Annotated in this window: 5 protein-coding genes; 2 read left to right on the top strand and 3 right to left on the bottom strand. The window is 40.1% G+C overall.

The genetic code is table 11. From position 1 onward, the window contains the following. Positions 1-610 (top strand): dihydrodipicolinate synthase family protein (locus HRT50_RS09955; protein ID WP_291613942.1); only part of this gene is annotated, 610 nt, incomplete at its 5' end. Positions 611-1,429: 819 nt separating this feature from the next. Here the strand turns inward: HRT50_RS09955 and HRT50_RS09945 are convergent. The 3 genes from HRT50_RS09945 to HRT50_RS09935 all read right to left on the bottom strand — a co-directional run bounded on the left by HRT50_RS09945 (position 1,430) and on the right by HRT50_RS09935 (position 3,392). After that, positions 1,430-1,759 carry a DUF2956 domain-containing protein gene (locus HRT50_RS09945; RefSeq protein ID WP_291613940.1) on the bottom strand — a complete coding sequence of 110 codons (330 nt, stop codon included), beginning with the start codon at positions 1,757-1,759 and terminating at the stop codon, positions 1,430-1,432. Between the two features lie 77 nt (positions 1,760-1,836). Continuing rightward, a complete protein-coding gene (locus HRT50_RS09940; RefSeq protein WP_291613938.1) occupies positions 1,837-2,361 on the bottom strand; it encodes a phosphatase PAP2 family protein in 525 nt (174 codons plus the stop codon). Between the two features lie 215 nt (positions 2,362-2,576). After that, positions 2,577-3,392 (bottom strand): SDR family oxidoreductase, encoded by an 816-nt coding sequence (locus HRT50_RS09935; RefSeq protein WP_291613937.1) that lies wholly within the window; start codon positions 3,390-3,392, stop codon positions 2,577-2,579. Between the two features lie 484 nt (positions 3,393-3,876). Here HRT50_RS09935 and HRT50_RS09930 point away from each other — a divergent pair, with 484 nt between their 5' ends. Next, a complete protein-coding gene (locus HRT50_RS09930; RefSeq protein WP_291613935.1) occupies positions 3,877-5,937 on the top strand; it encodes a M13 family metallopeptidase in 2,061 nt (686 codons plus the stop codon). The last annotated feature ends 63 nt before the right edge of the window (positions 5,938-6,000 follow it).

The following is a 6,000-nucleotide window of genomic DNA, read 5'->3' as shown; positions in this document are numbered from 1 at the left end:
GATGCCGCCAAAAACTAAGGCACTTCCTTCTGATGAAGATATGTATGCGTACTATGCTCTTGCTGCAACAGCTGCAAAAGAGGCAGGCGTAACAATTATGCCTTACAACAACCCTGATGCAGCCGGATATCATGCGATCTCAACAAATATTCTTAGAAAACTTGCTGAGCTACCTGAAGTAGTTGCTCTTAAAATATCGACTATAGATGTTTCAACTATTGAAACACTGATGTTAGAGAACAAAGATTTAAAAATCTTGGCAGGTGTTGACACTGTTACTGTATATGCTGGACTTGCTGGAGCATGCGGTGGTATTACCGGTGTAGGTACTGTATTCCCAAAAGCTAGTGTTACTATGCAGGAGTATGTTTTAAAAGGAGAATGGGCTGAGGCATACAAAGTTTCTCAGGCTATGAACTCTATTTCATATCTTGATGGTCAACCGCTGCTTATGGAATACCTTAAGTTTGCAATGGGAATTCATCATAATGATGCCGATGGTGGGCTTCGTACTCTTGGTGTGAAATTAACTCCAGAGCAAATTGAAGATGTTAGAGCAAGATATACTCTAGCAAAAGAAAGAGTTGAAGCATTGGGTTTATTAGACTAATCCTTGCAAATATTCAAAAAGAGAAAGCTCCGTTTTTACGGGGCTTTTTTTGTGTCCGTCTTCGGATTGGCATTGAGTTTTTAGATCCCAAGGTAACAATGATTCTATGTCAGGCTCGGGTTGACTGAGTTCTTCTAAACATTTGACCAGCTAGCGTTATACCCGTTCCACTTGAAGATGCAGGATTCAGCTGGAATTATAAACGCCTTTAGGTAAGGCATTGATTGAAGAGAATGGTTATTCCCTTGTCGAAATCAATAACGTAGCATAAAGCGTTTATAAACCAGCCCTTTGGGGAAGCCTGAGCAAACCATATTCGTCGTTACATTTGTTTTTAAGGGAATAACCATTAACAAAAAACATGCCTTGAATATGATTCGCTCAAGCTTCCTGAAACGAGCATCTTCAAGTGGATCGGGTATAAGTATTGCTCTTAGCGAATTTGCCAAGCGCCAAACCACGATAAAGTATTCTTTGCTCTTGGTCATCAACACTTGGGGTTAACGCAAGGAGCAATAACGGGCAAACTTATTGGTCAGTCAGTTAGTTAGTTAGTGAACAAACCACTGAAATAGATTTAAACGCTTTTTGTATCAGTAGGTTTAATTAGCCTTAACTCACTTTAGTCTAACTTTATTAACTAATTAACCTGAGCTCGGTTTAAGATATATTTAACTCATTGAAGCTATTAGCCAAATAACTTAATACTATATCTAGCTTGATAGTTTTTCTTAATTCAAGGCTAATTTACGCGTCAATAGCAGGCCTATTACACGCTGAAGTAAGTAAAAATAGCTGTTAGAGAAACATTTATTAAGCCTAGTTCAGGTTAACTAACAAATAGCTAATAAAGCCAAGCCAGCTGAGCACAAGTAAGACCCAAGGCAGCTTATCAGTGCTGTGAATTTCATTTGCTTCACCCAATTCGTCTAGCTCTTGTGCAGCACGTTGCTTTTGTTTTACTTGCTGTTTACGGTCTTTATCTCGCTCACGAGACTTTTTGCTTTGCTGCTTTTTATACTCGCTAATGCCCTTTTCTATTCCTTGAGCAATTAACTTGGTCTGCTCTTTAGTTTGCCCTTTCTTTTGAGTACCTTTGGCAACTTTGATAGCTTGCTCTTGGCTTTCTTTTGATACTTTAGTATTCATTACTTGTTGCTACTCTTAACTGATTCTTTTGATAATTTATTAGCCATGCTAAATTTTTCACTGGCTCACCTAGTTTATTAAAATGTGCCACTAAAGCTCAAGCCATAATGACCACTGCTAGCTGTAGGCGAAATGGTAATGCCAGAATAAGGCTCGGTAAAATATAGCCCTGAAATAATACCGATGGCAGCACCCGCTAATACATCTACCGCATAATGTTTATCGCTTTGAACTCGGCTATAGCCAACAAATGTTGCACCTATATAGGCAGGAATAGCCCAACGCCAACCATAGCGCTGTTGAATAAATGTTGCTGCAGCAAAACTATCTGCGGTATGCCCTGAAGGGAATGAGTCATCACCCGAGCCGTCAGGCCTATCTTTATCTATGCCATATTTTAGCCCTTCTACTGCCACGCGAGATACCACGCCTGCTTTGACCAACTGCCATGTACCTTGATAATCATCCTCGATAACAAGCGTTGCACCTAAAGCTGCGGCAGGTAAAAGTAAGTGGATAATATCCCCTGACTTTTCTAGATTAGACTTTGCCAGTACCGGAGCCGCTACAACTAATAAACATATAAATAAGAACGTCTTCACTCAATTAACTCATAAAAAACAAATCATGGTCGCCTTTATACCTAGCCAAAGCATTAATTGCAAAGCTCATTTAACTGAAAGAACTAACCAACGATTACGATTGTTTAAAGAAAAATTAGTAAATAACTGTTCACAACGGTAAATAGCTAGCTCCTGAAGATATTATAATTAAATAATTTTATTGTTAGAAGTACTGCGAAATGACCTATTTAATGCTATTTCCCTTGTGCGATACGCAATTTAGCCTTACGACCCTTTTCATAAAGCGATGGGCGGATCTTACGTCTTAATGTTGGAAACAAATAGGAGATGGTCGTTAGAAAGCCACTCGACGCTGGTAGAATAATTTCCGTGCGCTTGCCCTCTGCAACTTTAACTATCGCATCAGCCACTTGCTCAGCAGTGCTTAAAGGTTGCGAGAATACAATATCTTCTACGGTATCCATATTATCCATGATAAACCCTGTATCGATAGGTCCAGGAGATACCAAACCAACATTAATACCGCACTCTTTGACCTCGTCGGCTAGTGCATACGTAAATGCACGTAATCCTGCTTTAGTTGCGCTATACGTTGCAGCTCCTTGCAGTGGTGTTCGGCCAGCAAGAGAGCCAACATTGACAATGGCGCCAGATTTATTTTCTAGCATGTGTGGTAACACTAGCGATGACAACTCAATCGGTGCGCGTAAATTTACGTCAACCATTGCCGCTAAATCTCGGGTATTATTGCTACTCACATCACCCCGCTGATGATAACCAGCATTATTAACCAATACATCAACAGAGCCAAATTTTTCTACGACTATATCGACAAGCTCTCGACATGCTTCACTATTAGCAACATCCAGCGTGTGGCTATATACATCAGTTATCGAGGCTAAATCTTTAGTTATTTTATCGAGTGCTTCAGCCCCGCGAGCTACCAACACTATGTTAGCACCAAGTTTTGCAAAATTTCGCGCAACCGCGGCGCCAACACCTGCGGATGCACCAGTTACGATTACCGTCTTGTTTTTGAAATCCATCATTTTATCACCTTGTTTTTCTTATTGTTATAGATTAAAACTCCTAGGACTGTTGTTCTTTTAACATTTTTCACAGCTGTTTGGGGTATTTATACAACCTGAGTCTTTGTCATACGATTGCTCTGGAGGCTATGCTCCTGCATTGTCTAATAAGCTACATCCATGCAGCGATCACATCAAGGCATATTAGCTTGTAAACTTGCTGTAACAATAACCTCGTCGGTTAAACACTACCGTTAAACGTATCCTAGTTGACATTTTTTTAACATACGAGAAAATGGCTAAGTGAACAATGCTAAAGTTAGTCGATAAAAATCACTAACAATAAATAAGCAAGACAGAAACAATAAAGTTATAAAGCAGACACTATAACCATAACTTATAAAAGCAAAACTATAGCGGCTTGATTTAATCTAGGTATTTACCTGTATTACTAAGTAACTACAATGAATTAACTACAACCTATTAATATAAAAGAGAACTTTTTATGAAAAAATCTTTAATAGCTCTTGCCTTGGCAACTACCTTTCTTGGTGGTTGTGGCATGTTTGAAGCGAGTAACGACAGTAATAGCAGCCTTGTCGCCAGTAAAGTAGAGTTAGGCAACTTTGGCGTTGATTTAAGTGCCCGTAATGAAGCGATAAAACCCGGTGATGACTTCTTTATGTATGCCAGTGGTACTTGGTATGACAATTTTGTTATGCCAGCCGATAAAACCCGTTTTGGTGCTTTTACTGGTTTAGCTGAACGTAGTGAAAAACAAGTAAAAGAGATTATTGATGATATTACCAGCCGCAGCGACCTTAACGCCGATGAGCAATTAGTTGCTGACTTTTATCAAGCTTATATGGATACTGAAACCGTTAACAAATTAGGTATCAGTCCAATTCAGAGTACTTTAGACCAAATTAGTGCAGTTAAAAGCACTAAAGACTTAACTAAGGTATTTGGCGAAGCATGGTTAACGGGCACCGAGTCTCCTATCGGTGGCTATATGTGGTTTAACCGTTTAGATCCAAATCAGTATGAAATGTCTATTGGTGCTGGCGGCCTAGGTCTTCCTGATCGCTCTTACTACTTAGAAGAAAGTGAGCGTTTTGAGACAACGCGTAATGCCTATGTAGCGCATATTGCTACTATGCTAGCTTTTGCTGGTATTGAAAATGGCCAAGCACGTGCTGAACAGATTTTAGCACTGGAAACGAAAATAGCACAAGGCCACTGGCCACGTGAGAAAAAACGTAACCGTGACTTAAGCTTAAATCAAGTTAAACGTGCTGATTTAACTAAGCAATATCCTGATTTTGACTGGGATACTTACTTTGCTCAATCAGGCTATAAAGTGCCACAACTTAATATATCTCAGCCAGAGCCAGTTAAGGCCATGATTGCTTTAATCAACTCAGAGTCATTAGCTGTTTGGCAAGATTATTTAACTTTCCATACCATTAGTGGTAACTCGGATTTATTGTCTGATGAAATTTATGCCGCTAACTTTGCTTTTTATGGTAAAGAATTAAATGGCCAACAAGTGCCTCGTCCTCGTTGGAAACGTGCTATTGGTGAAATGTCAGATACCGAATCATTAGGTTTTGCTATTGGTAAAGTTTATGTAGCGCGCTATTTCCCTGAAAGCTCTAAAGTACAAATGGCGCAGCTGGTTGAGAATTTACGTACGGCACTTGGCCAACGTATTGACGGACTTGACTGGATGGGTGAAGAAACTAAAGTTAACGCGCACGCTAAGCTTGCCGCTTTCAACCCTAAGATTGGTTACCCTGATGTATGGCAGGAGTTTGACGGCGTCACAATTTCTAAAACTGATTTAGTTGGCAACATTAAAAATCTTCGCCAATTCTTTAATGCCGATAGCGTATCAAAAGAGTTAATGAAAACCGATCGTACTCGTTGGGGCATGACACCACAACGCGTAAATGCTTACTACAACAGTTCATTTAATGAAATTGTCTTCCCTGCAGCGATTTTACAACCGCCATTTTTCGACCCTAAGGCTGATGCCGCGGTTAACTACGGCGCTATTGGTGCCGTAATTGGTCATGAAATGGGCCATGGCTTTGATGATCAAGGTTCAAAATCTGATGCTAATGGTATTCAACGCAATTGGTGGACAGATGCAGACAGAGACGCCTTTGACGCGAAAGCTGATCAATTAGTGGCGCAATACAATAAGTATGAACCCATTCCAGATAACTTTGTTAACGGCCGTAACAGCTTAGGCGAAAACATTGGTGATGTTGGTGGTTTAGCAATGGCCTATCATGCTTATAGATTAAGTTTAAAAGGCGAAGAAGCGCCGGTGATTGACGGTGTTACTGGTGACCAACGATTCTTCTTAGCATGGGCACAAGTATGGAAAGAAAAACGTACTGAAAAAAGCATGTTAAACCAATTACGCGGTGGTACTCATGCGCCAGGACGTTTCCGTGCACAAGCTCCACGCAACCACGATGCTTGGTATAAAGCCTTTGACGTAAAACCAGGTGATGCCTTGTATTTACCAGAAGATGAACGTGTTCGTATTTGGTAATATGGGTTAATTATTAACTTTTGCCAGACAAACAAAAATGCCAGTCAATAATATTGACTGGCA

The sequence above is a fragment of the Colwellia sp. genome (genome assembly GCF_013215345.1).
Taxonomy (GTDB): Bacteria; Pseudomonadota; Gammaproteobacteria; order Enterobacterales; family Alteromonadaceae; genus Colwellia.
The sequence above is the reverse complement of the archived record's forward strand: the minus strand, read 5'-3'. Positions and strand labels throughout refer to the sequence as shown.